Source organism: Paraflavitalea sp. CAU 1676 (assembly GCF_029223285.1).
Lineage (GTDB): Bacteria > Bacteroidota > Bacteroidia > Chitinophagales > Chitinophagaceae > Paraflavitalea.
In genome coordinates this window covers 459,269-484,637 of record NZ_JARHUJ010000002.1, presented here as the reverse complement: position 1 = coordinate 484,637, position 25,369 = coordinate 459,269, and the positions used below count along the sequence as shown (strand labels likewise).

The 25,369-nt window shown below is 49.0% G+C and carries 27 protein-coding genes; 12 read left to right on the top strand and 15 right to left on the bottom strand.

The annotated features are described in order from the left end of the window. Nucleotides 1-4 precede the first annotated feature (4 nt). The 7 genes from P2H89_RS06720 to P2H89_RS06690 all read right to left on the bottom strand — a co-directional run bounded on the left by P2H89_RS06720 (nucleotide 5) and on the right by P2H89_RS06690 (nucleotide 5,247). Nucleotides 5-400 (bottom strand): hypothetical protein, encoded by a 396-nt coding sequence (locus P2H89_RS06720; protein WP_275825812.1) that lies wholly within the window; start codon nucleotides 398-400, stop codon nucleotides 5-7. A 60-nt stretch (nucleotides 401-460) separates the two neighbouring features. After that, nucleotides 461-733, bottom strand: a complete 273-nt coding sequence (locus tag P2H89_RS06715) for a hypothetical protein (protein ID WP_275825811.1) — start codon at nucleotides 731-733, stop codon at nucleotides 461-463. 60 nt (nucleotides 734-793) lie between these two features. Beyond that, a complete protein-coding gene (gene nhaA, locus P2H89_RS06710; RefSeq protein WP_275825810.1) occupies nucleotides 794-1,960 on the bottom strand; it encodes a Na+/H+ antiporter NhaA in 1,167 nt (388 codons plus the stop codon). A 76-nt stretch (nucleotides 1,961-2,036) separates the two neighbouring features. Then, nucleotides 2,037-2,846 carry a universal stress protein gene (locus P2H89_RS06705; protein WP_275825809.1) on the bottom strand — a complete coding sequence of 270 codons (810 nt, stop codon included), beginning with the start codon at nucleotides 2,844-2,846 and terminating at the stop codon, nucleotides 2,037-2,039. 30 nt (nucleotides 2,847-2,876) lie between these two features. Then, entirely contained in the window at nucleotides 2,877-3,101 is a 225-nt protein-coding gene (locus P2H89_RS06700; RefSeq protein WP_275825808.1) for a hypothetical protein, read from the bottom strand. 71 nt (nucleotides 3,102-3,172) lie between these two features. Next, nucleotides 3,173-4,552 carry a HAMP domain-containing sensor histidine kinase gene (locus P2H89_RS06695; protein ID WP_275825807.1) on the bottom strand — a complete coding sequence of 460 codons (1,380 nt, stop codon included), beginning with the start codon at nucleotides 4,550-4,552 and terminating at the stop codon, nucleotides 3,173-3,175. Nucleotides 4,553-4,557: 5 nt separating this feature from the next. Then, nucleotides 4,558-5,247: a response regulator transcription factor gene (locus tag P2H89_RS06690; RefSeq protein WP_275825806.1), complete on the bottom strand. Its 690-nt coding sequence runs from the start codon at nucleotides 5,245-5,247 to the stop codon at nucleotides 4,558-4,560. Between the two features lie 202 nt (nucleotides 5,248-5,449). Here P2H89_RS06690 and P2H89_RS06685 point away from each other — a divergent pair, with 202 nt between their 5' ends. Both P2H89_RS06685 and P2H89_RS06680 read left to right on the top strand, forming a co-directional pair. After that, complete coding sequence (locus P2H89_RS06685) at nucleotides 5,450-7,078, top strand: tetratricopeptide repeat protein (RefSeq protein WP_275825805.1); 1,629 nt, start codon at nucleotides 5,450-5,452, stop codon at nucleotides 7,076-7,078. Between the two features lie 163 nt (nucleotides 7,079-7,241). After that, entirely contained in the window at nucleotides 7,242-8,168 is a 927-nt protein-coding gene (locus P2H89_RS06680) for a hypothetical protein (RefSeq protein WP_275825804.1), read from the top strand. Between the two features lie 1,616 nt (nucleotides 8,169-9,784). Here the strand turns inward: P2H89_RS06680 and P2H89_RS06675 are convergent. Further along, nucleotides 9,785-10,894 carry an MFS transporter gene (locus tag P2H89_RS06675; protein ID WP_275826339.1) on the bottom strand — a complete coding sequence of 370 codons (1,110 nt, stop codon included), beginning with the start codon at nucleotides 10,892-10,894 and terminating at the stop codon, nucleotides 9,785-9,787. 847 nt (nucleotides 10,895-11,741) lie between these two features. Here P2H89_RS06675 and P2H89_RS06670 point away from each other — a divergent pair. The 10 genes from P2H89_RS06670 (at nucleotide 11,742) to P2H89_RS06625 (ending at nucleotide 17,607) form a co-directional block, all read left to right on the top strand. Further along, the gene (locus P2H89_RS06670; protein ID WP_275825803.1) at nucleotides 11,742-12,032 is read left to right on the top strand and encodes an amidohydrolase family protein; all 291 of its coding nucleotides are present in this window, start codon (nucleotides 11,742-11,744) and stop codon (nucleotides 12,030-12,032) included. Between the two features lie 126 nt (nucleotides 12,033-12,158). Further along, a complete protein-coding gene (locus tag P2H89_RS06665) occupies nucleotides 12,159-12,713 on the top strand; it encodes a hypothetical protein (RefSeq protein WP_275825802.1) in 555 nt (184 codons plus the stop codon). Between the two features lie 382 nt (nucleotides 12,714-13,095). After that, nucleotides 13,096-13,842, top strand: coding sequence for a hypothetical protein (locus P2H89_RS06660; protein WP_275825801.1), 747 nt, complete (start codon nucleotides 13,096-13,098; stop codon nucleotides 13,840-13,842). Nucleotides 13,843-14,033: 191 nt separating this feature from the next. Beyond that, nucleotides 14,034-14,483 (top strand): hypothetical protein, encoded by a 450-nt coding sequence (locus P2H89_RS06655; RefSeq protein ID WP_275825800.1) that lies wholly within the window; start codon nucleotides 14,034-14,036, stop codon nucleotides 14,481-14,483. A gap of 55 nt (nucleotides 14,484-14,538) precedes the next feature. Then, the gene (locus tag P2H89_RS06650) at nucleotides 14,539-15,510 is read left to right on the top strand and encodes a hypothetical protein (RefSeq protein ID WP_275825799.1); all 972 of its coding nucleotides are present in this window, start codon (nucleotides 14,539-14,541) and stop codon (nucleotides 15,508-15,510) included. A 259-nt stretch (nucleotides 15,511-15,769) separates the two neighbouring features. Next, nucleotides 15,770-16,177, top strand: a complete 408-nt coding sequence (locus P2H89_RS06645; protein ID WP_275825798.1) for an ester cyclase — start codon at nucleotides 15,770-15,772, stop codon at nucleotides 16,175-16,177. Between the two features lie 109 nt (nucleotides 16,178-16,286). Continuing rightward, nucleotides 16,287-16,571: a hypothetical protein gene (locus tag P2H89_RS06640; RefSeq protein ID WP_275825797.1), complete on the top strand. Its 285-nt coding sequence runs from the start codon at nucleotides 16,287-16,289 to the stop codon at nucleotides 16,569-16,571. Nucleotides 16,572-16,630: 59 nt separating this feature from the next. Then, entirely contained in the window at nucleotides 16,631-16,795 is a 165-nt protein-coding gene (locus P2H89_RS06635) for a WG repeat-containing protein (protein ID WP_275825796.1), read from the top strand. Nucleotides 16,796-16,818: 23 nt separating this feature from the next. Next, nucleotides 16,819-17,184: a DUF6717 family protein gene (locus P2H89_RS06630; RefSeq protein WP_275825795.1), complete on the top strand. Its 366-nt coding sequence runs from the start codon at nucleotides 16,819-16,821 to the stop codon at nucleotides 17,182-17,184. A 12-nt stretch (nucleotides 17,185-17,196) separates the two neighbouring features. After that, nucleotides 17,197-17,607 (top strand): hypothetical protein, encoded by a 411-nt coding sequence (locus P2H89_RS06625; protein ID WP_275825794.1) that lies wholly within the window; start codon nucleotides 17,197-17,199, stop codon nucleotides 17,605-17,607. Between the two features lie 62 nt (nucleotides 17,608-17,669). Here the strand turns inward: P2H89_RS06625 and P2H89_RS06620 are convergent, their stop codons facing one another. The 7 genes from P2H89_RS06620 to P2H89_RS06590 all read right to left on the bottom strand — a co-directional run bounded on the left by P2H89_RS06620 (nucleotide 17,670) and on the right by P2H89_RS06590 (nucleotide 25,369). Continuing rightward, complete coding sequence (locus tag P2H89_RS06620) at nucleotides 17,670-18,230, bottom strand: STM3941 family protein (RefSeq protein WP_275825793.1); 561 nt, start codon at nucleotides 18,228-18,230, stop codon at nucleotides 17,670-17,672. A gap of 77 nt (nucleotides 18,231-18,307) precedes the next feature. Continuing rightward, nucleotides 18,308-19,090: a hypothetical protein gene (locus tag P2H89_RS06615; protein WP_275825792.1), complete on the bottom strand. Its 783-nt coding sequence runs from the start codon at nucleotides 19,088-19,090 to the stop codon at nucleotides 18,308-18,310. 25 nt (nucleotides 19,091-19,115) lie between these two features. After that, nucleotides 19,116-19,748, bottom strand: coding sequence for a hypothetical protein (locus P2H89_RS06610; protein ID WP_275825791.1), 633 nt, complete (start codon nucleotides 19,746-19,748; stop codon nucleotides 19,116-19,118). 37 nt (nucleotides 19,749-19,785) lie between these two features. Continuing rightward, complete coding sequence (locus P2H89_RS06605) at nucleotides 19,786-20,130, bottom strand: hypothetical protein (protein WP_275825790.1); 345 nt, start codon at nucleotides 20,128-20,130, stop codon at nucleotides 19,786-19,788. Nucleotides 20,131-20,233: 103 nt separating this feature from the next. Then, nucleotides 20,234-21,352, bottom strand: a complete 1,119-nt coding sequence (locus tag P2H89_RS06600; RefSeq protein ID WP_275825789.1) for an ankyrin repeat domain-containing protein — start codon at nucleotides 21,350-21,352, stop codon at nucleotides 20,234-20,236. Between the two features lie 285 nt (nucleotides 21,353-21,637). Then, nucleotides 21,638-23,365 (bottom strand): DUF4983 domain-containing protein, encoded by a 1,728-nt coding sequence (locus P2H89_RS06595; protein WP_275825788.1) that lies wholly within the window; start codon nucleotides 23,363-23,365, stop codon nucleotides 21,638-21,640. Nucleotides 23,366-23,404: 39 nt separating this feature from the next. Then, nucleotides 23,405-25,369, bottom strand: a complete 1,965-nt coding sequence (locus P2H89_RS06590) for a M60 family metallopeptidase (RefSeq protein ID WP_275825787.1) — start codon at nucleotides 25,367-25,369, stop codon at nucleotides 23,405-23,407.

Genomic DNA, 25,369 nt, shown 5'->3' with positions numbered 1-25,369 from the left:
CCGATCACTGGTGTACGCTGCTAAACCGCATATCATCCGATTGGGTGGAACTGATATCGATGGTCCGCCTGATCTGGCTACCGTTTTCGCTGAAGGTGATGGATATTTCTGATTGTGGAGGAAGGGTCTTTATACACTGAACGCAGAGGATGGCGGCCTGCAACCCACACTGCCCATTGATCGCCGTTACCAGCGCCTCCAGGTTGGCCTGGTTGTGGTGCTTGTCGCTTAACTGACCGATCAACCGGTCTATCTGCGCTCTCAAAACCTCCTTACTTTCATTCTTCAGGGCTTCCTTAACGTCCTGGCAGGATTGCGTATATCCTTCTTTGTCCTTTTTGCAGGCAGTGAGGGCCAGGGAGACTGCCAGTATGCAGGAGAAAATATGGCGGGCGCGCATGGTTTTATTTACCCTGACAAAAGGATATACCAAACCGCTGCTTCGCCCAGCCCGGCCGGATTAGCCTTCTTCGTCCAGTTCATCTTCTTCGAGCCAGTCCATATAGTCGCTGTACCACTCTCCGAGCTCATCGAGCAATACCTGCAGCTGTACCGGATCGTTGTTGAAGAAACCGGCCACATCATCGATCTCTTCCACGATGTCGATATGCGCATTCTCGTCATCATCCTCCACCCTTTTCGCAATAAAGCGAGGCTCCTGTGTGTGGAAGATATACTCGTTGTCGGGATCGGTCACCGGGTCGTCGGCGATCATGAATTTAGGTAATGCCATAGTTGAAATAATTGAGAGCAAAGGTAGTATGTAAAACGATTTATTCGCTGGTAATTCTGCTCAGGTGGTTTCGGCCTCCGAAAGCGGGTCGGCTGCCTGTTTAAGTGACGCTTTCAGCAGCAGCAAACCCAGCAGGCCAGCTGTCACCGAACCCAGCATAATGGCGATCTTAGAGCTTACCACCAGGGTTTCATCGGCAAAGGCCAGGTGGGTGATGAAGATGGACATGGTAAAGCCGATGCCAGCCAGCAAGCCCGTCCACAGGAGGTGCACCCGTTTAATACCCGCCGGTAAACTGGCCAGGCCCAGCCAAAAAGGGATCATACTGAACAGGAAGATACCTGCCGGCTTGCCGGCGAGCAGGCCCAGCATGATACCGAGGCTGTTGGGCGAGCCGAGGTCATCCATCCAGGTAGCGGGAATGGCGATGGCGGTATTGGCGAGGGCAAAAATGGGCAATATCACAAAAGCGACCGGCTTGTGCAAACGATGCTGCAGTTGATAGGATGGTGAATGCTCATCGCCATTGCCAAACGGTATGGCGGCGGCTACCAATACGCCGGTGATGGTAGCGTGTACACCAGAACGGTACATAAAGACCCACATCACTACTCCCAGCAGCAGATATATCCAGGTACGGTATACTTTGAATTTATTGAGCACCAGCATTACGGCATAGATCCCTCCGGCGATGAGCAGGTTGGTTGTAGATATGCCGTGTGCATAAAACAGGGCAATTACGAGTATGGAACCCAGGTCGTCGATAATGGCCAGGGCGGTGAGAAATACTTTGAGTGCCGCGGGCACGCGATTACCCAGCAGCGACAAGATACCCAGTGAGAAGGCGATATCGGTGGCCATGGGGATGGCTACCCCACCCTGAGACGCTGTACCGTGGTTAAACAGATAATGAATGAGCGCTGGCACGGCCATACCTCCAATGGCAGCAAACACCGGCAACATGGCCCGGCGGAGGTCGGACATTTCACCGATGTAGAGTTCTCTCTCGATCTCCAGGCCAACGAGCAGAAAGAAGATGCTCATCAACACATCGTTCACCCAAAACTCGACAGGCTTTGGCCCCAGGTTGGTATGCCAGAAATGGATGTAACTATCGCCAATAGCGGTGTTGGCTATCAACAACGAGATGAGTGTGCAGCCAACCAATAAAAGACCACCGGCCTTTTCGCTGTGAAAAAACTCATTGAACAATCTGGTCAATCGCATAACGGGTTAGTATCTGCGGCCATGAGCCGACCCGTTAAAGGTACCACTTATGTATTAATACCTCGCCATTATGCCGTTAACGCACATATAGCACCGGCACCCGGGCATGGTGAATAATGCGCTGACAGAAGGGGCCTACAAAGAATTGTTTATTCACTACATCTACTGCCGGCGATAATACGATGAGGTTGGCGAGCGTACGATCGGCCCGGTCCAGCACTTCCTTGGATATATTCTTATGCTCACTGTGGTGAAGGGAAAGGGTAATGTCGTTTTTGGGGTTGCCGGCATTGAGCCGCTGACGCATGAGCTCTAGTGCCTGGCCTTCTACAGGATCACGGTCGAGCGAGAGGGCGAATATTTCCAGGTGTGCGCCACGGTCACCGCTCAGGGCTTTGATGAACTCGTAGCGTTTATAGGATCCGAAGCTGGTACGCAGGGGAAACAGCACTTTACTGAACCCCGGCCACTTGCTGCCCTCGGGTATGATGAGTACGGGGCAATTGGCATACTTCACAACATAATAAGCCGTAGTGCCAATGAATTGCTCACGCATACCAGAAGCGCCATGCGCGCCCAATACGATGAGGTCGGCCTTGAGGTCGTGTGCAGCCTTGACAATGGTAGGCCCGGCAAATCCGGTCCTGAAAACAATGCTTGGGTTAATGCCCTGCTTTTGATGAAAGCCTGCCGCGATGGCATCGGCCACACTGCGGGCATGTGAGGGCATGGTAAGGGCCGCCTGATCGAGGTAGGCCTCATCCGTTTCCTGCACATGCAGCAATTGCACCCGGCTACGTTGCTGTGTTGCTACGTAGCCGGCAGTTTCCAATGCGTTGAGCGATGCTTCACTATAATCGATGGGCACCACGATGTTCTTTATCATACGCTCAGTCTATGGGACCATGAAACAATGTTATTTTGAACTTGCTGTTGATCTTTTGCGTTGCGGTGCTCCACCGTGCTGCACCTTCTCCAATTCTTTCCTGAGCTCGATGGTCACGGAGATCAGCGAATCGTTTTCCAGTATCAGTTCCCGGTTGTGTAACCGGTAGGTGGTGCTTTGTTTAAAAAGGCATCCGCTAAGGGCCAGCAGCCCCATGATGACGAATATCAGGAACAAAGAATAATTGATTTTCATACCCGGCCTTCTTTCGGAAGCAAATTGTAACCGGGTGATTAGCCGGCCCTTAGTATGACATTAGAATCTGATTAGAATTGCGCAGCCGGTAGCCGGAGGGTGAACAGGGAGCCTTCTCCGGGGGTGGATTGCACTTCTATGGTGCCTTTGTGCAGTTTGACGATGCGGTGGGCCAGCGAGAGGCCCAGGCCAAAACCCAATTCGGGTCCGGTGTGGTTAACCCGGTAAAAGGGTTGAAAGATGTATTTAAGGTCTGCCTCGGGTATCCCGACGCCTTTGTCGGATATGGAGATCACCAGCTGGCGATCGGCCACTTCGAGGTGCACATTGGCTTTATGATCGGGAGAATATTTGCAGGCGTTGATGACGATATTGCGCACGGCGAGCGAGAGGAGTTCGTTATTACCTACCACGATGAGCGCTTCTTCTTCGGGCGGCATGTCGCCAAAGGCGAGCGACACGGTGTATTCGGGATTCAGCTTGTTGACATCGGCCGGCATTTCGAGTAATATTTCGTCGATGCGCACGGGTTGTATGGTGAGTCCACCGGGATCGCCGGAGGCCTGGGCAAATTCGAGCAGGGTTTGGGTGAGCTTGCCGAGGTGGCGTACATCCTGGTACACACTCTGCATCACGGTACGGTATTTATCGGCCTCGCGGTCGCGCGAGAGCGATACCTCCAACTGGCTGGAGATGGAGGTAAGCGGCGTTGAGAGTTCGTGTGATGCGTTGGCAATAAAGCGACGTTGCATGTCGAAGCTTTCCTGCAGGCGGTTGAGCAATTGATTGATCGTTTCGGAGAGGTAGCGCCATTCGTCGTTGGCATCGCCTCCGTCTATCCGGCGGTTCAACTCCTGGGCAGATATGACCTGTATATCGTCTGCGATCTTCTTAATGGGGCGCAGGAGGCGGCCCGAGAATATATACCCTGCGGCAAATGCCACGATGCTGCCGGTGATAAAGCTGATGAGCAGGATGTTCTCGAGCTCGTGCAGCTTCTTCAGACCCATTTCATCGTAGGCGGCCGCAACTACCACTACCCGCATATTACTATCGACGTGGTGATAAGCCACGGCTTCTTTTTTACCGATCCGGAAATAGACCGTTCCTTTTATGCGGGCTTCGTCTAATAATTTATTGTCGACCGCGAGGGTATCTTCCGGCTCTTCGCTGTAGCTGTATACTTTTTCGCCTTTGTAGTTGTAGGCCTGGAGTGATTTGTCCTGCAGGGCCATCATGGTAGAGGAATCGAGGATGCGCAGTTGTTCTGCATCGAAATACGTGGGGTGTGCCAGCAGGCGGGCGCGGGTGATGGCGCGGTTCACGAGGCGCAGGCGGGTATCGCGGGTGCGCTCTGTACGGGAGAAATAATATACCGAGCCGCATACCAGCAGCAGTATGAACAATACGATGCATCCGAACAGCAGGGTGATCCTCAGTCTAACCGGCATTGGCTTCAGCTTTCTTTTAGAACATATCCCATTCCTACCTGCGTCTGGATCAGCTTTTGCTCGTATTTGCGATCGATCTTATTGCGCAGGTAATTGATGTATACGTCGATCACATTGGTATTGGTATCGAAATCGATCTCCCATACGTTTACGGCTATATCGGCCCTCGACACCACCCTGTTCTTGTTGCGCAACAAGTATTCGAGCAACTGGAACTCTTTCATGGTGAGGGTGATGGCATTACCGGCGCGCATGACTTCCTTGCGGTCGAGGTCCATCGTGAGGTCGGCGGCGCTGAGCACATTGCCAACGGGCAGCTGCTGGTTCATGGTACGCCGCAGCAGCACCCTGATCTTGAGCAGGAGTTCTTTGAACTCGAAGGGTTTTACGAGGTAATCATCGGCGCCTGCATCGTAGCCCTCCGTTTTGTCGTTGAGCCTGCCCAGCGAGGTGAGCATGATGACGGGCACGTGGGCATTGCGGCTGCGGATGATCTTACAGAGCTCGTAGCCATTGATGCCGGGCAGGTTGATATCGAGTATCACGAGGTTGAAATCGTGCGCCATGAAAAGGCGCTCCCCTATCTTCCCGTCGTACGCTACTTCTACATGATATCCATTCTCTGCGAGGCCGGTCTTCAACGTATCGGCAATCTTATGTTCGTCTTCTACAATAAGTATCTTCCTTTCCTCCATAGGCTGCTACTGATATGTTTACGGGCCCGAAGGTACGAGCAAATGCCGGAACTGCGGTGTGGCGGAGGCCGGGCCGGCCGCGCTGACGGGCCTTGGCGCAGCGCTGGCGGCATACAGGGCGCGCATTTCTAATATTATTCTAATACGGCCCTAATGAATGCCTAATGAGGACATTTTAAGTTGTGGGCAACTCTAACAGACAATGAAAAAGACGTACTTACTGATGAGCGGGCTCTGTATATCGGCTGCGCTGGCAGCTCAAACCCTGCCCGACGCCACGCAACTCCTTTACCACGAACGGTATCACAGTGCGCAGGCGGCGCTGCACACGATCCTGCAAGCAGACGCCAACAATGCCGAGGCCTGGTACCGGTTGTCGCAGGCCTACCTGCCCTTGAAGCAAACACGTGCTTTGTTGGACACTTTACAATGCGCGCCTGCTGCGGTGAAGGAACAGCCTTATTATAAAGTAGCGTACGGACAATTATTGCTGGCCAGTCAAAAACCCGACAGTGCCAAACTGTACTTTGACCAGGCCATTGGCGATGGGCGGAAAAAGGATGCCGCTATCCTGCTGGCTGTTGCGAATGCCTATGTGAGTGAAAAGAATGCCGATCCCCATAGGGCGTTGCAGGTTTTGACTCAGGCGGGCAAGAAAGATATCGACGCGCCTGCTATGAATGTGGTGCGCGGTAATGCTTATCGCAAGCTGGCCAATGGTACTGAAGCGTATCGAGCTTACCAGGCAGCGTTGAATGAGGATGGCAAAAATGCCGAAGCGTTGTTCCAGATGGGCAAGATCTTCCTGGCCCAGCAAAATGCAGAAAGCTATCTCGGGTATTTCAATAAAACGATCGCCGCGGATCCTTTGTATGCTCCGGCCTGGTATGAGTTGTATTACGACACTTATTTCAAGGATGCGGCCAAGGCATTGGATTACTTTCGTCAATACCTCGCCGTAAGTGACTACAGTACGGAAAATCATTATCAGCTTATTGACCTGTTGTACCTGAACAAGCGATACGACTCGGCCATCGCTATGGCGAAGTCCACGCTGGCGGGTTTACCGGCAGATTCGATGCCCCGCCTGCACAAGCTGATGGCTTATAGTTATTCCGGCCTCAAGGATACGGCGAGCGCGCTGACTTCGATGATCGCTTATTTTGCGCAGGAGGATGATAGCCATTTCGTGGTAAAGGATTATGAGCTTATGGCCGACCTGTACAATGCTACGCCGGGCAAAGAAGATTCGGCCCTGGTATTTTACCAAACGGCGGTAACGAAGATCACCGATTCTGCTGCTTTGTTTACTTATTACAAAAAGTTAAGCGATCTGTATAAGGAGAAAAAGGACAATGCCAACCAGGCTATCTGGCTGGGCAGGTATTACACCAACAATGCGAAGGCTACCAATATCGATCTTTTCAATTGGGGGATTGCCCATTTTAAAGCTGAGCAATATGATATGGCCGATACGGTGTTTGGTCAATATATCGGCAAGTATCCGGAGCAAAGCTTTGGTTACTACTGGCGGGCCAGGGCCAATTCGCTGAAGGATTCGGCCATGGAAAAAGGGCTGGCCATTCAACACTACAACAACCTCATAGAGAAATTGGAGAAAGACAGTGCGAATGCTACCGCTACCACGAAAAAGTGGCTGGTAGAAGCGTATGGATATATCGCGGCCTATGAAACCAACCAGGAAAAAGATTATGCTGATGCTATCGGGCACCTGCAAAAGATCCTGGAGATCGATCCCGCCAATAAGGATGCACAGAACTATATCTCGATCCTCGAAAAGAAAGTAAACGCCGATAGTAATAACAACTGATAAAGATGCTTCTTTTCACTGGTCTATCTGCCAGTCTTCTTGACTTTTGATTTCTTGCACAAGCCGGGTGTATTCTTACTCCCGGCTATTTTTTTGTATATTAGTGTATTCCTCTCCCCCGCTCGTTCCGGCCTTGTTCACTTCACCGTTAAACGGGTCTATCATGTTCAACAAACACAGGAAATTCGTCATACTGTTGTTATTGATCGCAATAGCCGGTGGGTTTGTCGCCCTGTCGTGGGTCTTGATCAATCACAAAAAGAGCACCGACTGGCATAAGGAAGTGGGTGAAGGCGTACTGACGCTGGGCATGTCGGTCATCATTGGCGGACTGGTCAAGTTCTTCGTTGACTCGTACCAGGAAGAAGGCAGGAAGTACACGCGCAGGAAGGAGTTCAGGCGGGACCTGCTGACGCGGTTGCGCGGCACTTTCGATGCGGTGGACGCGAGCCGGTTGCTGATCAAAGCACACCGGTCGGCCAAGACTTATGGTGAACGGGTGCGTGAAAACATCCTGCCCTCCATCACTACCCTGTATGATATTAAACGTAGCCTGGTCGATTCCCAAAATTCGGTTGACCATCACATGCTGGCGAAGCTACGGGTGAGCCTGCACTATATGATCGCTTACCTCACGGCATTGGGAAACGAATATGAGGAGCAGTATCGTGATATCAGCAATAGCCAGTTTTTCCAGGAGGCGGTGCAGCAAAAACAAAAGGAATTGTTTATCGGACGATTGTCGACATCGGAACAGGGACTTCAACTGAGGCCCGACACTCCTATTCCGCCCGCGCCGGACTTTGCGTGGAAGAAACTGGTGCAATTGCCTTACCTGCACGATTTTTTGAGTGAGGACCGGGATTCGCGCTACTACCTGATCTTCGTGGATCATTATGAGCATTGTAAACGGTTGTTGAAGCAGGAGGCTGCGGATGCGGTGTTGAAATTGCCGGAGCAATTCGATCCTGCCTACCTGAGCATGTTAGCGGAAATGGACGCTTCGCGCGATGCCGGTGTTAAACCAGGCGGGGCCAATCTCGTAAACCGCATCATCGGGGACCAGCTAAATATTTCCTCCTTAAAGTGATGAGATGCCCTCTTTTTTTCGTACATTATGGTAGAAGCATTAGCTGTGTTTCCGGCTTTCTGTCGGGCGCTTTTTTCTTCGCTTTGAGATGAAACTGACCTATCACCATAGTGGTTTGATACTGCATCAACCCGGCCATTCGGCCGGGTTGATGCTTAGCGGCACCAGGCCTCCAGCTACTAGGAGGCTACTACTATGCTACTATATGGCTACTACAAGGCTGCTCATGCCCGGGATTTACCCACGACTTACTGAGGAGATGACCGGGAGTAGCTTAGAGGGCGATGAGCGGCTGATGAGGCGGCCATCAGACGGATATGAGCGGATGATCAGGGACGACGCAAAAACCGCGGTGCCGGAGCTGGGAGACGACGCTCTAAGCCGTTCGGACCAGCCACAAAACAGCTCAAAACGCTCCCCGGACCACATAACGGTCGTCATTAGCTTTAATCGGTCGATACTCTCCAAAACTTCGCACCATCACCACTCCGACGCGTTGAAAAAACCGCGTCCCGCCTACATTTTACCTGCTTTTCGGTATGGAAAAAGCGGGGTTTCTGCATCTTATAAGTAAGGGGTATTCATCTATTCTTCGGGTTCTACTCACTGGACATTCTACCCGAATGCACCAGACACCCTACGTATATGCACTAACGGCCTGTTAGTATGCGTAGGAGTCGTGGTGTAGTTCCGGGCGTGATCCAGGCTTTGGACCAAGAAGACAGGCTGCATTGACCCGATCGACATCATATTTAAAACCAATAAATTAAAAAGCTATGGCACGGCAAGCCGGTAAACACCCTTACGTGGGTTCTCTCGACGGAACTGTTGGGTACAAAAAGAAAGACAAGTATTATGTACGGGCCAAAGGCGGTCCGACCCGCGAGCAGGTTTTGAAGGGTAAGAACTTTGTGCGTACGCGTGAAAACTCCTCCGATTTTGGCCGTGCCATCAAGGGCAGCACGCTGCTGCGACGGTGTTTGTATACCCTGATCAAAGGTTACAAGCTGGCAGATGGTGAATTATCGGGTAGGGTGAATGGCATTATGCACCGCGTGGTGAAATCGGACCCGGTGAGTTGGCGTGGCGAGCGGCTTTTTTCGAACGGGCAAATAGCATTGGTGAAGGAGTTTGAGTTCTTCGAGGAGACTGCGTTTGCATCGGTGGCGATGATGGATCTTCAAAGCAGGATCGATGCCGATACGGGAGCCATGTCGTTACTCATTGAGCCGTTTAATCCGCAGCAACGGCTGATTGCTCCGAAAGGCGCCACGCATTTCAAAGTGGTGATGAATACGGCGGTGATCCAATTTGATAAAAAGTCGTTCAAGTGGGATAGTAAAGAATCGGGATTGCTGCCACTCGATGCGGTGGAAACCGAACGCCTGTTGCTCGAGGATACGATGGCCCCCCTGGCAGATGGATGCTTGTTCCTGACTACCGGAATTGTGTTTTACCAACAGGCAGCCATTGGATCGGCCAAAGTGATTCCGGGTGGCGTCATGAAAATACTGGAGGTTGCTAAGGTGATACCTGGCGGCGCCATGAAGATCCACGAGGATGCTAAGGTGATACCCGGCGACGCCAGGGAACCCCTGGATGTGGCGAAAGTGGACCTATTGCAAAGGTCTACGGTCGCTGAACACCAGGCCTATCGTGAGGAAGCCGATAATGAAATAACTCAGCACCAGGGGCCATACGCCGTGGGTGAGCCGCACACTGATGATGGACCCGAGGGAGCCGCCGATGAAAAAGAATATGGTTCCATAGACAGAGGCAGCGAGGCCGGCCAAATTGCCCAGGGGTTCGAGGGCGAGGGCACTGCTGTTTGGTTCGATGGCGAGGTTAATGCCCATGAGCAAGGCTATAGCGGCAAAGAAAATGCCCATCGGCGGCGGATCGCCCGTCGCCAGCGTAAACGCAAACAACAGCGTAGCGATAGCCGCATACACCAGCAGCAAGGTTTTGAGGCTGCGGCGGGCGCCAAAGCGGGCCGAAAAGCGGGCATTCATGAGCGTGAAGCAGGCCATCAACAGCCCGATGCCTCCAAAGATCCAGGGAAACAATTGCGGCCTGCCGTAGATCTCTCCCACCATGTGCTCGGAACTGGAAACAAAGGAGCTAAGGGTGCTGAACAGGATGGTGGTGGTAATTGTGTAGCGGAGGAAAGTTTTGTTACTTAGAACCTGTCGTATCGATTGGAGGATGACCGTTCCTTTCAGGGTGGTACGCTGGTGGCGGGGCAGGGACTCTTCCAACCTCAGGGACCAGGCGAAGATGAGGACGGCAAACAGCGGCGGCGTGAGGAATACCACTTTCCAGGATGCTACGGACAGTATTGCCATCCCCAGGAATGGGGCGAGGATGGGAACAAAAAGGAATATGGTAAAGACGAGCGACATTACCCGCGCCATCTGATCGCCGACAAAGCGATCGCGTACGCCGGCGATGGTGGTCATCAGTACTGCGGAGGCGCCCATGCCAGCGATGAACCTGGCTACATACATCACGGTGAGGCTGGGCGCATAGGTGGCTGCGATGCCTCCCACGATGTACAGCGGAAACCCGAGACGCAGGATCGGCAGGCGTCCATAGCGGTCTGACAGGATACCGAATATGATCTGGGCTACCTGTCCGGTGAAAAAGAAGGTGATGATCTGCGAAGCATCGGTTGATTCGGGTGTCAACCCAAAGTGGTGGCGAACCTGCGCGAGGGCAGGCAGCATGATGTCTATGCCCAATGCTGTGAGCATCATGGTACTGGCACTTAAGGCAATGAATTCCGCAGGCTTCATCCGGCCTTTAAGGACTATCGTGTTTGTCATGGCTATTATTCTGGTAGCCAAAACTAGTGTCTACCGTGGTAGCTGACCGGGTGGTATTGAGACAATTCAACGGGGGTATTGAGACAAAAAGCTGGTAAAAGCATTTGGCCAATGCGTTGCTTTTTAGTACATTTTGTTTCGATGCGACCTACTGAATTATTAAATAACGTTATAAAAATTGGTGCTTTCACATGAGATCGATTGCTCCCCTGTTGGTTCTTTTCTTGTTACACCTATGCTACCGGCCTGTTTACTCCCAAAAGATCTTTGATGTTCACCTTCATGGGAGTAAGGATCCTGCAGGTCAATTGCAGCAATTGGGCCGCGCTCATGTTTACAAAGCAGCGCTCAGTACTTCCTGGGATCAGCAAGTAACTTATAATGATCCAAAGGTAAAGTTGCTCTATGGGCTTATGCTTCCTTGTCCGAATGGCAAGGTGCCTTACAGCCTTCAACCCTGTTATTCAAACGGTGCAGCGTGGCCTGGCCTTGCGTGGACAGAAGCTCAGATAAAAGCCGGCAAAATAGATTTTATCGGAGAGGTATTGACGCAGTATTTTGGAATATACCCGGGAGATTCTTCCATGTTACCTTATTACGCTTTGGCGGTGAAGTATCGTTTACCCGTAGGCATTCACACCGGGGGAGCTGGCCCCAATCATGGTGCGCCGAATTTCAACCTGAAGCTGGGCAACCCGCTATTTGTTGAACCTTTAATATACAGGTTTCCGGGTTTGAAATATGGATCATGCATGCGGGAGACCAATATTACAAAGAGACTATTACGCTCATGAAGCGATATGCTACATTATACGCCGATATTTCAGTGATCTCCAATCCGGATATTGTACCAGCCGCCCGCCTCGCCGAAATTATGCAGGCTTTTATCAAAGAGGGATTGGAGGACCGACTGATGTTCGGCACAGACAATGGCGAAATAGACAAGGTGACCCGTGCTGTTGAAGGCCTTGCATTTCTGACGAAGGAACAAAAAAACAAGGTATATTACCTGAATGCAGAACGCTTTTTTGCGCGATAAAGAGTGATGTACATTTGTGAAAGACCAGGACACAGGTTCCCTGTCGGCACTTAAGTTACGATCTGTGACTAAGGTGGCGAAGCTGTGGGGGAAGAGAATGGCAAGGCGAAAAAGTAAACTGTTACTATGAAGACTCTTATTATCATCATTTCAACATTTACAATAAGCATTTCTAGTTTTGCTCAACAGGACAGTGCGGCTTCTATGATTGAAGATGCAGTGCTCAGTTTACAAGAACAAAACACCATTCTTTATATTGACCGGGGGACGACTATTTACCACCAGATTGGCAGAAGACCGTCAAAAGGGTTTATTACCGGCTACCTGGACAATACCAAAGTTGTGCTTCGTTTGAAAAAAGACGAGATCAAATGGCTAAACAGAGAGTTCAAGAAGGAAACCGATCTTGTATGGCCAGCGCATATGTTTGCCAATTCTGTCAGGACTTCTTCGGATTCCATTGAATACTACCAACAGAAACTATTGCCATCGGAAAACGGGAAGAAATACAAAAGATATTTTCGCTTTAGCCGTGTCGTCTATTTCAGGGATAGCTCCATGGCAGTTTTCAGGCTGTCTGAAATGCTCGACGCATCCGGAGGATTCGACTACCTGTTCTTTTATCAACGGAACGACGATGGCTGGAAGCGCTATATGAAAGCGCCTATGGGGGCGTGGTAAATCAAGCATTTTAATACCCAAAGTGCTGTCAGTAAGTTTTAACCAATTCCAATAAGACATGAAAGTTACCTGCAAACATTGTTTGCCAGAAGAGGGAATCGACATTCCAGCATTTAGTCAAACTGACAAAATGCGACTTCATGAATTGGCGTGCAACTCCCCTATTCATTCTATAAAGTACCTGACCAGCCAATTTAACCTAAGCCAAAGAGATGCAAAATACACCGCTTTACATATCAATAAACAATACGGCCGATGCAACCGGTGCCGCTATGACAAACTCGATGACGAATACATGCATTGTCCAAAATGCGGGGCATTGAATTTCAATTGGAAAATTGAAACCAGGTATGACGTTGAAGGTCCACAACAGACTTAAACTATGACGACCATTTTAATCCGCAAGATTCTTGCCCGGCGTTATTCAATCAGAATAGTCAGTCTTATGCTGGTAGCGTTATTACTATCGGTTGAAGGACTGTATGGGCAGACGAGCGACCGCCCTGTAATCGTTGAAACTGTAGACCGGGGAAGTTACTTCTATATTCCGCCATCTGCCCTGGCAGACTCAGTTCATGGAGTTAGTCACCCAACAATGATAGACAACAAGACAGGCAGGAAGACAAGGCCGATCGAATTCAACTGGAACTCAGACTGCACTGACGGCTATTATATTCTTTCCATAACCCCGGCGCAGGTATATTTCTCTTCCGCGCACGACAATCCTAATCCAAATTTCCTCTTTTGGGTAATCGATATTGACAGCACACAGTTCGACCAAATCAGTCGTGGGCTTCGGAAGAATCCGCCGAAGGGCTTTAAGAATGTATCAAAATACTACAGCGGTTCCAAAACAGTATTTAATGATATTCAGTTCCGGGCCACCTTCCAGTTACCGAATGAATGGACCGATAGTACGAAAGAGCAGTTCGACCAAAATTGTAAAGCACAAATAAAAAGCCAATTGGACAGATACCTTTCCATTCTCAATTCTTATATTTCCGATTCAGCCAGGAAAATATCACTTCCTGTGGTGATCATGCAACGAAAATACTTTGGCTATTCGGCATCGGAACTCCCGCGTATGAGACCTGTGAAGTTCGTTTACCCACGAATCATTGAACAGTAAGCAAAGCAGCGTTCTATTCAAACTATTTACTTATGCGATTGATCTTCCTATTTACCCTGTTGCTGACCGGTATCTATTCCCGCGGGTAGCCCATACCCAGCCATGCCCCGGCTATAAACTACGATAACCAAGGCCTCGACAAGTATAGAGTCGACACTCTCCGACTGAATTCAGCAACAGATTCAAAAGTTGTGTCTTATACGCTATTGGGCCTCACCATTTACATCAACTACAAGGACTACATCAAAGACCTGCAACCCTTGTGGAAACACTATAAAAACGGAATGAAATATGTAACAAGCGCCAAGCCCGGAGAATACATCAATCCGGATTATGAGCCACGCTGGCGTGTTTTAGATTCCATGTATCGCTCTGCCAGGGGATTGATCTCGAAGCAGGATACTCTATATGTGTCGCAACATACGTTTAACAAAGTTGGATTAGGTTCATCCATTTCGCTAGACCAACTGATTGAAAAAGGACGTTGCAAAATATTCGACAGGGACGGAATTCAGCAACATATCGTTATCCGGGTAGCCGGTATGTACCAAAAAGGACCACTGAATGGCTGGGGCGGCAGGCGATACCTTCTAACCGGAGCCAAGGGCTTTTTCTTTGAAGCCTCAGACTGGCATTCTTAGCCATGCAGTTGGGTGTGGACGCATACCCAATGAACAATTCAAAAACATCTTTCAAATGATCAGAAGGATACTAGAAAAATTAGGAATCACCAGGAAGACCGATGATAAAGAGCCATCAGAGAAGGGCGGGCATCCATCCTTCGACGCGTCTAATAAACGGCTAGATCCAGGGGAATTACTGATAGAGGTAGCCCAGGAGTTCGAGGACGAGGATCGGTTCAGAACAAAAGCGCAAGAGGTAGCCTCCCGTCTGAGTTTCAATGAGGCCAAAGGCCTTACCAGGTTCTTTCATAAAAATCCGCCCGAACCTGAACACCTGAAAAGCAAAACGGTCAAGTATGGACTGTTTGGCGTATGGATGAATATTTGCCAGAACGCAGTATTTGAGATCTTATTCAACTATAAAGAACAATCGATCCCTACCTTATATTCAATTGGATTTGGGGAATACGACTGGACACAATATAAGGCAATTCATGTATTGTGCCGGCTAGCAAAAGAAGGAATACAAACCGACAATATAATTAATGATATTGGCGAAAAAATACAGTCTTTCAGGTATGAAGCGGTATTTCCATCAATAGCATCGCTGTCTTCCATTCCAGGCAATAAACAAGTACCCAGCATCATGCTTGCTGTTTTTGAAGAGTATTCAGCAGACGATCCCATCGATGGGCTCGCTATACTCAGGCTATTATCCATCAACTATCCGCAGGAGGCAATCGAAAAACTATCATTCATCAAAGCCCTGGCAAAAGGCGAAGACATTGAGGACAGGTCTCCCCTACTTGATGGTGCCATACTATCATATGACGAGGCCGGAAATGAAACCTTCAGCATTGACGGTGAAGAATTAACAGGATCACTTGAAGAAACGCACAGGATCAATGCTGCGCTTCTTTACTACTCCCTCGACCCGAAGGACCAGGAGATCAATGACCTTATCGATCATTGGGAGAAAACCGCGCAATCGGAAGCTCACCGAAGCCAGATTTCCGAATTTAAGAGGCAGAAAGGAGGAACCTGAATCGTTTTATTACTCTTAAGGCCTCCTACGCTCAACAATGTAGTGACGCCAGCAATCCAGCGACCAACGGACCAATTTAATCCGGCATCCGGCAAATACAGTTGGCAAGCAGCTGGTTTTTTTGTAATTTTTGTCCGATCAGATCACTAGCAAGTGGATTGTTGACGAAATAGTGAAATGATATATCCGATTCTCTGATTACTGCCCGTAGATTTGAAACATATCGACAGCTGCCAATTTTTCAAGTAGAATTAACGTCATGCGAGACATCAAATCAACACTCCTGAATCGCTGGTTTGAAGAGGTGTGGAATCAAAACCGCGAAGAGTCGATAGACGAACTTATGACACCAGACTCCTATGCGCATGGCATATTATCTCCAGAACAACCTAGAGGACCTGAAGGCTTCAAGTTTTTTTACAGAGGTTTCAGGCAGCAGTTCGAGAATATTCATGTCACCACTAAAGATGTAATATCCCAGGATGATATGGAATGCGCTCTGACGGAGGTAACTGCGTTGCATAGAAAAACCGGTAAGACCGTTAACTTTTCGGGCCTTTGTATGGTGAGGATCAAAGACGGGAGGGTTGCCGAAGCCTGGAATCAATATGATTTTCTCGGAATGCTCCATCAATTGGGTCAGGATTTGACGCCTTTTACTGAATAATTAATTACAAACCCCGTTTATAAATTACCTTTAGTTATTATATCATATACCTATATGTCTCAATACTCCAGCGTACCAACCTGGGCAATAAAACTCTCAAACTCATGTTATGGTAGTTCTTCATATCGAACATCCGGTTCCCAGCTATGACGGCTGGAAAAAGACATTCGACGCTGACCCGATTGACAGAAAGGCCTCGGGCGTAAGAAGGTACACGGTATACCGATCAGTGACCGACCCCAACCATGTTGTGGTGGACCTTGAATTTGACAATCCCGCTGAGGCGGAGCTAACATTACAGAAGTTACAGACTTTGTGGAATAAGGTTCAAGGCACCGTTATAACAAGTCCCAAGGCACAGCTTTTTGAAGTTATTGAATCGGCTGAGGTGTAGATCAATTGTTTACAGCTTGCATAGACTTACACATCTATTTCGAATCAGTAAAGGTAAATATGAAAGATCCTCATCAGGACCTGTTTCCCGTTACTAAAGATGGTAAGTCGGGTTTTATCGACTGCAAAGGTAAGGTTGTCATAGATTTTGAATTTGACGCGGTCACTTCATTTTCCGACGAGTTCGATAAAACCGGGAACTATGTTTGGGAGCCTACGCGGTGAAATGTACTAAACCTCAATTCAGCATGAGCATTTACAAGTTTATTAAACGGGGAGACGAGTGGTATATTGACCTTCCAGCCTACCTCGAACAAGGAGGCAGCATGGGCGCCCTGCAAATGGTGGATGGCGCAGACACCATGCTTGATCTGATGGCAGAAAACTCGACGTCTGTCAGCCTCCAAATCTCCACACAGTTTTTTGAAGGTTCAGACTTGCTTGACCTTATCGAAATATGTGACCCTATGATCGGTGGCGGATACTATAAAATGTGGACCTACGAAGGCCAGGAGATAAACATAACAATGTGGCTATGCGAGGTAACTGAGTTTGTATTTGGTCATTTACCAGATAAAATCTACGTAAAGAGGGAACGTGAAATAACTAACTAAACTTTCAGCAAGATGACGCTTAAGGATTCTATCAACAACCTCATCATACAGAATAAAGCCGTTTTAGAATTTGTTAAAGCAACCTATTCCCTCAGTGCTGACGAAGCCATTTTGAAGTACGCAAATCAGCTAAAGGATTCTAAAAACAATTCGATTCTAACTTTAACGTTCGCACACACCCTGCAATTTGCCAGCGACCCTACTGTTGCAGAGCAATTTGAACCCGAGGACATCGAAGCTCTTTATGATAGCTTTCTGACATTAAGCAATTTATACCTGAACGCCTACATCGATGCTGCCAATTATATCGACCATAACTCTTCCAACAAGAAAAAGGCTAAAGAGATCCTCAAGGCCGGTATCAATCAGCTTAGCATTCAGCTTAGTGAACTAGAACAAATGCAGGAGGAACTCAGCCAATAAGGCAACTATGCTGTCGCCTGCACAACAGTGGTTTATGAAACTATTGAGACGCCCCTACCCTATCAATCAACCTGTTTGTATTTTTCAAAATAAGAGTTTACTAAGTTCAGTAACTCTTTATGGCTTGTCTTTAGCCCATTTGTTGAAATGTGAATGGGCGAACCATAGTTTTTGGCGTTTGCTTGTAATAGTTTCCTCTTTAGAACATTTGTTTCTCTGGAAATGTATTTATCAGGATTTTCCAGGCCTATTGTCACGAAACGTTGCTTCGAAGTTATGGATGCCTGAACCGTTCTGTCATATATCTGAGAAATATCTGACCAGGGGATCAACCCGAATTTGTAAGTACTTGCATTATCAATGATCCCCTGCTCGCTAAGCACGAGACCCGGTTCGTTATCGAATAACTTCCTGCCTATGAAAATGATCCCCAATATCCCCATTAATACGCCACCATAGGCGGATACTGCCTTGACAAAAGGATTGTTAAAAACAGGATTACTTGTTTGCGGGTTGGATATAATCATCCAAAGTCCACCGGCCAGGAACAAAACGCAGTAAAACACAAGTTTAGTCAGTTTTACTTTGCTAAGCGGGATTTCGATGGTGGTCTTTGCTGTCATAAAAAGGGGTTGCAGTTAATTGGTTTGCGATCCATAAATATACACAAACCCGATGGGGAATTGAGGGTGGTCGCTCCTTATTTGCTGCCCCCAGGCGATGACCGTCCGGCGCAGCCTTCCCAGTAGACAAATTTCATATCCTGATCAATGGCATAAGCATAGGTAGTCTCCTGGCCATCTACCTTATTATTGATCCTTACCAGGTAGCAGGTTTTGCCGTTTTCCTGCCACTGACTTTCCAACTCAATTTCATCTCTTTCGAAATTCAATTTCTTTGGCAGCTTTACCTTTTTGCCTTTTTGAAACATCTTTTTCGCAAATATCAATTTCGGCGTGTAGACTGCCTGACTTTCTTCGATCTTGTTAAGGCTATCCAACCGGGTTTCATAAGTATCCTTGTCTATTTTCTTGTTAAAGTAGTCGTCAAAAAGTTTGATCAGGGTCCCTGGTCGTGCCGGATTTGAATTCCGAATCTCAAACAAGGAATCATTCCTGTATATAAAGTCAGTCTGATAATAGGATGATACAATGATGCGACCATCATTGTCTATGTTTTTTGCAAACTGCGTCACCCCAAAACTTTCATTCTCAATAATGCCATGAAAATCTTCGAGTTCCTGATGCGAATCCACTGCTGGTGTCCAGATCTTAATGGTATCGCCGAATATACCCTTCATAAATAATAAAGAGTCACAATCGTAATAGACAGTAAACCCAGGTGGCGGTGTTACTGTATTCAACCTGATTCCTTTTGATTTTATGAATGCCATTGTCGCATCCAACTTCGGAGAAGTTTGGGCAAACGAAAAGTTTGCTGTTAAAAAGAATAACAAGAAAAGCACTATCACAGCTTTTGCCATACAAAAGAAAGGCTTGTTATGGTTGTCACGAATTAGTTATATCGCATTTATTCATTGAATCTGGCCGTATCGCAATTTCAATGACCTGCTTGTAAAACGAATTAAAATCTTCAGGAGTCAGTTTCGGCCTCATTGCTGTCAACACATCCAATGCGCCAAACGTTACCCACTCCCAAATCATTGTGTCAAAATTGTACTTCATCATCTGATCTTTCACTGTCTTCCTTAGTAGATCAACCTCCTGCCTACTCAGGGCATACCTTTCTAACAACCAGTATGTCCTATCCTCTTGTTCTTTTGGAAATTCCGTGTCAAGAAATGGTTCCAGTATCCAATCCCACAGCTCGACTCTGTCTACTACCGGAATTTTATGGCGAACCGCAAAATCATTAAGTTCCTGCCGGTGTTCGGCTGAAACAAATATCAACTCGTCGCCCACCCTAATCGTCGGCGGAGCAGTTTTCGTGCAAATATTTATTATGTCTTTCGAAGTAATTTCAATTTTGACTGAAGCAGACGATTTATCAAACGGATAATTTTTGAAAGTCACAGCGTCTTCGCCGAATGAGACTTCTCCAAGTCCCACAAAGAATTGTTCCAGCTCCCTTTCCGTAGAGCCGAAAAACGCCCCTTTAGCTTTATCCGATTTTGATGACATCTATGGTTTATTTTCAAGTGCAACCTGTGGATTTGCCTCAAACATCTAACAATTCAGCTTCATTAAACTCTACAAAGCGATCGCCTGCATTAGTTTCAATTTTGATTTTGTATTTTGAACTTACGGTAATGCCATCTGCAAATGTATAAGTATGCTTGTGTGAATGCTGCTCCTTCACCTCCATGATTGTGGGACAACCAGCAAACAGGATTTCTTTTTTGACATACACAATGGCATCTTTAAACCGAAGCACTTTCTTTTCGAACTTGTTATTCTCCCAGTCAACTGGAAAATAAAGCACGAAATCCAAAGTCTGTGTAGCAGTATCCTCCTTTACTTCAAGGATCCGCGCATCATGGAATGACAACTCATCGAAAATCATATTACATAAATTTGCTGAGACATGATAATTCCTGTCAGCTATTTTGTGTTAAAGTTCTGTCACCTACACCTACTCGCACAATATTATCCATTTTTCGGATGCGTCACCCCCGCAGCAACTTGATGATCTCCCTGTTTCCACGATGCTCTGCCAGCGAAAGGGCGGTGTAGCCGCCTGCGGCTATCGCTTTATCGGCGCCTGCAGCGAGTAGCAACTTCACCATGTCAACATGCCCCATTTCGGCCGCCCTGTGCAAGGACGTGAATCCGCGGATGTCTTTAGCGTTCACATCTGCTCCGGCTTTTAATAGCACGCCGGCATGTGCTGCCTTGTTCGACTGCACCGCATTCATCAATGGCGTTGCGCCTTCGGCTGACCGAACATTGGGGTCGGCTCCGAGCTCCAACAGCGTGCTCATCGCTTCCGTGCCCTGGGGGGCATTTGACCAATGCAAGGCTGACATACCATCCGCCGCCAGCGTATTGATATCAATTCCCTGTTGTATGAACTTATGAACCTCGTGAAGATCGCCTCTTGCTACTGCGATATGCATTAAAGAACTGGAACGTAACGGTCTGGTCAGTTCATAATCGAAATCGTCCTCAAACACTCCGCAATCGGCCAGATTGCCCAATACCGAAAAAGCCCATTGCGCTGCCTCTATGGGCTCTTCAACCAGTTCCGAAGGTAATGGTACCGGTACCGTTTCCCGCATCGCATGCGTTGCCAGAATTGCTTTCAACAGCCGCCGGGTAAATTCCGGTGGTTCACTTTCCAGAAACTTCCCTGTAATGGAGGTCACTCTTAACTGACCGTTTTCCTGCACTGTCTCCGCAGTAACCCACACCTCCCGCAGCCAACTCCGCACAAAGATTATTTTCTCCCCATGATAGTAGATTGCCCACTTGTGCTCCATCATTGCCGGAATAAATAAGACTCCCGGCAGTAGCGACTTTTCGAGTTTAAAGCAAATGTCTGCCGCAATCGTCTCTTGTTCCGGAGGCTGGATGCCTACAAATGACAAGCCATCATCCGACATGTAAGAGGCCGCATTTTCGGCCAGCCGCTTCTCCGTTGTGGTGGATATCATTTGATGCGTATAGGGCCGCAGGTCAAGCAGCCTGACACCCCAGGGACTTTTCGCGGCCTCCAGCCATGGAAGCACGACTTCCTCTTGTTGAGGCTTTTCTTTTTTGCCGAATAGTTTCTTGAAGAATGACATAAGGCTTATGGGGTTTCCGGTTGTTTAACTGGTGTCGAACTTACTAAAAAAAGGTTATACCTCCATGTGGGGCGGAGGCAGGGTGTTGTATGGCGATATAGCGGTGGTGGAGGGTCTGTGGGGCACGAACAGGGAGGCCAGCATGCACGTGGGTAAAGATGCAAAACCGGGGAAACAGGCGACTTAGGCGGCCCAACAGTGTGGGCCGGAGGGACCACCGGACCGGCCAACAACAAAAAGGCCCGTATCTATGATACAGGCCCTTACTAACAGCACAACACAATCTTATAGCTTGATGAACTCTCTTTCGAAGGACTTGATCCAGGATCCGCCATCGAGGCTCCAGTCGGACTTGATGGTAATACGCATCCAGTAGAAGATCTGCGCTACCACATCTACGTTGGCGGGCTGTACTGCCACCTGGGTAGTCGTGAGCGGATCGAGGGTACAGGGCACATCGCTGAGACCATCCCATTTATAGGATCCTTTCAGGACAAAGTTGTTGGTTTGGTTGGGCGCCTTGTTGATAAACTGTCCGCCGTAACCATCCGAACCGGGCCAGTAACCCACCAGGCTTGCATACTGCGGATGCTTCGTAAGATCGCGCAGGCAAATATTATCCTTGATCTCCGCATCCGTGAGCGCGGTATTGAATACCATCGCGTCGGCGGAATAGAACACGGAACTGGTATAGGTAGGATCGGATCCGAATCCTATTGTGAGCGGTGAGGAATTCGTGTACGTGCCACCATTCGCATATTGGGACGTGAGCTCCGTTTGGTCGTGGCGCACGCCATCGGTATACCTTCTCAGCCAACGCTTGGAAGCGCTATCAGCAAACACGATCGTAATGGTATGCCACTGGTTATTGAACACCGTAGGTGATCCCGGCTGTATACGAAGCTCTCCACTGGTGGTAGATCGTACAGATATCGACCAGTTGGACCCGGAGGAGAACATCGACCACCCTGGTGTAGATGGCCAGCGCTGCATCTTGGAGAAGAAGTGCGGATAAGCGCCCGATGTTCCTTTTACCCTGATCTGTACCGTTTGCTGGTTACGCTCGGGGTTGTATTGGGTTCCATCGGCGAGGCTAGCAGCAATAGCTGTGGCATCTTTTCCCTTCATCTGCACCCCTACATATCCGCCGCGGATCAGTTCCTGCTTCTTGATGTTCTCGTTGTAGTAAAGCGTGAACACATTGGTCTCAGCGGCTGAACTACCCCCAAACGACTTACCGAGGCCACCATGCGAGGTGGTAACGATCACCAGCCATTCTTCCTTTTTATTGTACTCCTTACGCGCCTTGAGGGCGGTCATGATCTCATTGATGTATCCATCTACTTTCAGCACCGCTGCTTTGTATTCGGCTACGTTTGCATCGAATCCGAATTCCTTTCCGGCTGCGCTGATGCCATTGAAATGGGTGATCATCAGATCGGGATTGCCATTCTTCAACTGGGCCACTGCGCTGTCCTTTACGGCTGCGTCGCTTGTTACTGCGATCGGCTTCTCCGCTTCGGGGAACAGTTTATTGATCATATAACCCCAGGGGCTGATCACCGTCGTCTGGATATCGGAGCGGCTGGAGGTTAATATGAACTGCATAAAGGATGGAAAGTTGGCAGGAGCATCGTGGAGGTCGCCGCCGGAGGGCGCCGAAAATACCAGCGAGCTATCGGATATCTTGTGGCGGGTATAGGATACGCCCGATGCCAGGGATTTCCAGGAGGCCCCGTCGGTCGATACATCTTCCGTGCGGCCTGTATAGGTATACTTGCCATGTGTGAGCATGGTGGTGATGCTTGGCGGTGCGATGGTCCGGAAAGCTTCGGCCACTCCCCCATCGATCACGACCAGCAATGTTTTCCGCGAGGACAACACTACTGTGGTATCATCTTCTTCGAAGAAGGGAGGCGGATCGTCGTACTTTTTACATGCGGGGATCGAGATGCTGCCGATAACGGCCGCCGCCAGCAATGCTATCCCTGTAATTTGTTTCCTGTTGTTCATGTTCGTATATGATTCAGTAAAGGAAAGTTGTTTTGTTGTTTATGGCTTGATCACATCGACCTCGGCCAAACTGGTATTGAGCGATCCGTCTGTATTATAGGTATCTGCTGCAGCACTGATGGTGAGTCTGAAATACCGTACACTGATGCTGGATGGCAATAAAAAGCTTTGCTGTGCGTCCATCTTCTGCAACAGGAGCGGGCTACCGGCGATGGGCGTCCAGTTGGTATTGTCATTGCTCACTTCCACTTTCAGGTTCTTGATGTTACGGGCGCCTCCCTGCCTTTGGGTGAATTTGAATCCTTTGATCTCCAGCTTCCGCCCCATATCGATCGTTCCGACTACTGGTGCCGTGGGGCCATAAGCGCTGTGCCAGTAGGTGGCTACGTCGCCATCTTTGATCACATCCTTACCACCACCTTCGGGGTTTACCGAGTTCACGGTAACGGTCCAGTTGGCGCGGGCATAGAGATCGAGGAAGGTATCACCACCGGTGCGTGTGATGGGATTGTATTTCCATATCTCCTGTGTCAGCATCCTGTAGGCCTTTGCTTCGATGGCATTGAGCGATACGGAACTGATGTTGATGCCCCATGCACTAAAGAACAAGCGCCAATCGGTTTTGGTGAAATCGCAGAGTGTTTCGTATACGAAGTCACGTTTATCCTGATCGTTGTTTGACTGAAACTTAGCACGACGTGCCCTCTTGTAGAGTTCACCCATGAATGACCAGCCATCGGGCTGTCCGGGATAACCCCAGTCGGCAGGGATCTTATCGAATATCTGTACAAATGGCGTGATGCGGGCAAAGGGATCGTTGATGCGGGCATCGGTTCCGTCGAAATCCTTTGTACCAGTTGCTGCTGCGAATGCCAGTGCCTGTGGGAACATGCTGTTCACTGCAGGATGGTATGGAGGCCATGCAGCCGGATTGCCGTGTTCGATGCTTTGGCGGTGGGCTGCTTTAAAATTAAAGAGATTGTTGGAGGTCTCGCCCAATGAGCCCCAGCTCCAGTAACGGGGTTGCTGGTTGTTGTGGCCTATCTCGTGGTAGGTGCCCCATGCCCAGCCCTTACGGATATTGGTAAGGTTGGTGAACTCGTTGAACCAGCCAAAGTCGTTGTAGGTAACTACAGGATAGCCGCTGTGTCCATATCCTACAGATGGCTTGATATCCTGTACCACGCGCCATGGCAAGATGGGCGCCAGGTCGTAGGCTTCGGCAGGATTCTCCTGCAGGCCTTCCCACTGGTAATAATCGAGATCGATGGAACGATCCCATTCCTGCATGATGGCTTCGGGATCGGTTACATTATAGGTTACACAATAGTCGCGGGGTACTACGAAGATGATGTTCTTGCTCCTCAACTCGAGGTAAGGCACGCAGGATGTTTTGATGGCTGCGGTCCACTCGGCGTTGGTGCTTTTACCCAATACGAAGTCGGGTGATTTGACCACTCCCGAGAAGGTGAGCGTAACCGGTGTTGCTACGGGTCTTGCGGCAAAGATGTAGATATGGCCTCCGTATAGGTTGCGCACATAGTTGCGGCCGGGCGCCAACTGCATGCGGGTAAAGATCAACGGATCACGTGGTGCGTTGAGGACCGATTGCAGGTTATCGTCCCAGGCGCCTACCTGTACCGACAAGGAATAGTCGGCGGGCACATCGATGGTGACCAGTTCGCCGGGCGCTGCATAGAACCCGGTGCTGAACATTGGCTCCGGTGCCACCTGTATGCGCAGGTTTTCCTTTACGTAGTTGTAGTTCAGGTTCATGGTGAGGGCCTGGTTCTTCAGGCGCGGCTCCGAGCTACAGATGAGGCCAGGGAATACCCTTGCCTGGGCATACTTGCTCACGTCTACCACGGCGCTGCTGGTATCTACCGTTACCTTGGGCTCAGGGTGTCCACCTTCGTCCCTGCCGTCCTGAAATACTTCCTTGTTCTTTGCGCAATGCGCAAGGACAATTGTTGTGCAGGCTATCAGCATTATATTCTTTCTCAT

Excerpts from the sequence above, each read along its gene's own strand:
- P2H89_RS06720 (WP_275825812.1), bottom strand. The coding sequence starts at position 400 with ATGCGCGCCCGCCATATTTTCTCCTGCATACTGGCAGTCTCCCTGGCC.
- P2H89_RS06690 (WP_275825806.1), bottom strand. The coding sequence starts at position 5,247 with ATGGAGGAAAGGAAGATACTTATTGTAGAAGACGAACATAAGATTGCC.
- P2H89_RS06680 (WP_275825804.1), top strand. The coding sequence starts at position 7,242 with ATGTTCAACAAACACAGGAAATTCGTCATACTGTTGTTATTGATCGCA.
- P2H89_RS06595 (WP_275825788.1), bottom strand. The coding sequence starts at position 23,365 with ATGAACAACAGGAAACAAATTACAGGGATAGCATTGCTGGCGGCGGCC.
- P2H89_RS06630 (WP_275825795.1), top strand. The coding sequence starts at position 16,819 with ATGAGCATTTACAAGTTTATTAAACGGGGAGACGAGTGGTATATTGAC.
- P2H89_RS06700 (WP_275825808.1), bottom strand. The coding sequence starts at position 3,101 with ATGAAAATCAATTATTCTTTGTTCCTGATATTCGTCATCATGGGGCTG.
- P2H89_RS06695 (WP_275825807.1), bottom strand. The coding sequence starts at position 4,552 with ATGCCGGTTAGACTGAGGATCACCCTGCTGTTCGGATGCATCGTATTG.
- nhaA (WP_275825810.1), bottom strand. The coding sequence starts at position 1,960 with ATGCGATTGACCAGATTGTTCAATGAGTTTTTTCACAGCGAAAAGGCC.
- P2H89_RS06670 (WP_275825803.1), top strand. The coding sequence starts at position 11,742 with ATGCATGCGGGAGACCAATATTACAAAGAGACTATTACGCTCATGAAG.
- P2H89_RS06660 (WP_275825801.1), top strand. The coding sequence starts at position 13,096 with ATGACGACCATTTTAATCCGCAAGATTCTTGCCCGGCGTTATTCAATC.
- P2H89_RS06605 (WP_275825790.1), bottom strand. The coding sequence starts at position 20,130 with ATGATTTTCGATGAGTTGTCATTCCATGATGCGCGGATCCTTGAAGTA.
- P2H89_RS06620 (WP_275825793.1), bottom strand. The coding sequence starts at position 18,230 with ATGACAGCAAAGACCACCATCGAAATCCCGCTTAGCAAAGTAAAACTG.
- P2H89_RS06650 (WP_275825799.1), top strand. The coding sequence starts at position 14,539 with ATGATCAGAAGGATACTAGAAAAATTAGGAATCACCAGGAAGACCGAT.
- P2H89_RS06615 (WP_275825792.1), bottom strand. The coding sequence starts at position 19,090 with ATGGCAAAAGCTGTGATAGTGCTTTTCTTGTTATTCTTTTTAACAGCA.
- P2H89_RS06600 (WP_275825789.1), bottom strand. The coding sequence starts at position 21,352 with ATGTCATTCTTCAAGAAACTATTCGGCAAAAAAGAAAAGCCTCAACAA.
- P2H89_RS06625 (WP_275825794.1), top strand. The coding sequence starts at position 17,197 with ATGACGCTTAAGGATTCTATCAACAACCTCATCATACAGAATAAAGCC.
- P2H89_RS06645 (WP_275825798.1), top strand. The coding sequence starts at position 15,770 with ATGCGAGACATCAAATCAACACTCCTGAATCGCTGGTTTGAAGAGGTG.
- P2H89_RS06635 (WP_275825796.1), top strand. The coding sequence starts at position 16,631 with ATGAAAGATCCTCATCAGGACCTGTTTCCCGTTACTAAAGATGGTAAG.
- P2H89_RS06640 (WP_275825797.1), top strand. The coding sequence starts at position 16,287 with ATGGTAGTTCTTCATATCGAACATCCGGTTCCCAGCTATGACGGCTGG.
- P2H89_RS06685 (WP_275825805.1), top strand. The coding sequence starts at position 5,450 with ATGAAAAAGACGTACTTACTGATGAGCGGGCTCTGTATATCGGCTGCG.
- P2H89_RS06665 (WP_275825802.1), top strand. The coding sequence starts at position 12,159 with ATGAAGACTCTTATTATCATCATTTCAACATTTACAATAAGCATTTCT.
- P2H89_RS06590 (WP_275825787.1), bottom strand. The coding sequence starts at position 25,369 with ATGAGAAAGAATATAATGCTGATAGCCTGCACAACAATTGTCCTTGCG.
- P2H89_RS06705 (WP_275825809.1), bottom strand. The coding sequence starts at position 2,846 with ATGATAAAGAACATCGTGGTGCCCATCGATTATAGTGAAGCATCGCTC.
- P2H89_RS06610 (WP_275825791.1), bottom strand. The coding sequence starts at position 19,748 with ATGTCATCAAAATCGGATAAAGCTAAAGGGGCGTTTTTCGGCTCTACG.
- P2H89_RS06675 (WP_275826339.1), bottom strand. The coding sequence starts at position 10,894 with ATGCTGCCTGCCCTCGCGCAGGTTCGCCACCACTTTGGGTTGACACCC.
- P2H89_RS06715 (WP_275825811.1), bottom strand. The coding sequence starts at position 733 with ATGGCATTACCTAAATTCATGATCGCCGACGACCCGGTGACCGATCCC.